This is a genomic window from Streptomyces sp. SID4985 (genome assembly GCF_009863025.1).
Taxonomy (GTDB): Bacteria; Actinomycetota; Actinomycetes; order Streptomycetales; family Streptomycetaceae; genus Streptomyces.
The window spans coordinates 1-709 of sequence record NZ_WWIR01000621.1 but is presented as its reverse complement, the minus strand read 5'-3'; the positions used below and the strand labels follow the sequence as shown (position 1 = coordinate 709).

Here is a 709-nt window from a genome sequence, read left to right as displayed (position 1 = left end):
CGCTACGACCTGAGCGAGGACGCCTCCACCGAGACCGCCATGGTCTTCGGCGAGCTCTACCGCAACGGCGCCGAGTGGAAGTTCCGCGCCATCGGCCAGGGCTACGCCTCGGGACTGCGCGGCATCGCCCAGGACTTCGGCGTCAACGTCTGACGCCACACGTTCCACCCTGCTCCGGCGCCGTTCCGCGTTTGCGGTCGGCGCCGGACGCGCAGGAGAGACACAGGGAAGCACCACAGGGGAGGACCAGCATCATGGGTGTCACGCTTGCCAAGGGAGGCAATGTCTCCCTCTCCAAGGCCGCGCCGAATCTCACCAACGTCATGATCGGGCTCGGCTGGGACGCCCGGTCCACCACCGGCGCCCCCTTCGACCTCGACGCCAGCGCCCTGCTGTGCGGCGCCGGGAACCGGGTCCTGGGGGACGAGTGGTTCGTCTTCTACAACCAGCTCACCAGCCCGGACGGCTCGGTCGAGCACACCGGCGACAATCTCACCGGTGAGGGCGAGGGCGACGACGAATCGATTCTGGTGGATCTCTCCCGGGTGCCCGACCGGTGCGAAAAGATCATCTTCCCCGTCTCGATCCATATGGCGGACGATCGGGGGCAGTCCTTCGGCCAGGTGTCCAATGCGTTCATCCGCGTGGTCAACCGCGCCGACGACCAGGAACTCGCCCGCTACGACCTGAGCGAGGACGCCTCCACCGA

The 709-nt window shown here is 67.4% G+C and carries 1 protein-coding gene and 1 pseudogene; both read left to right on the top strand.

What is annotated here, in order from left to right; all coding sequences use genetic code 11:
- Positions 1–153: pseudogene (locus GTW40_RS26295) on the top strand (calcium homeostasis/redox stress adaptation protein); the annotation flags it as partial.
- Between the two features lie 101 nt (positions 154–254).
- The coding region (locus tag GTW40_RS26290) for a TerD family protein (protein WP_161182646.1) at positions 255–709 on the top strand (455 nt) is incomplete at its 3' end.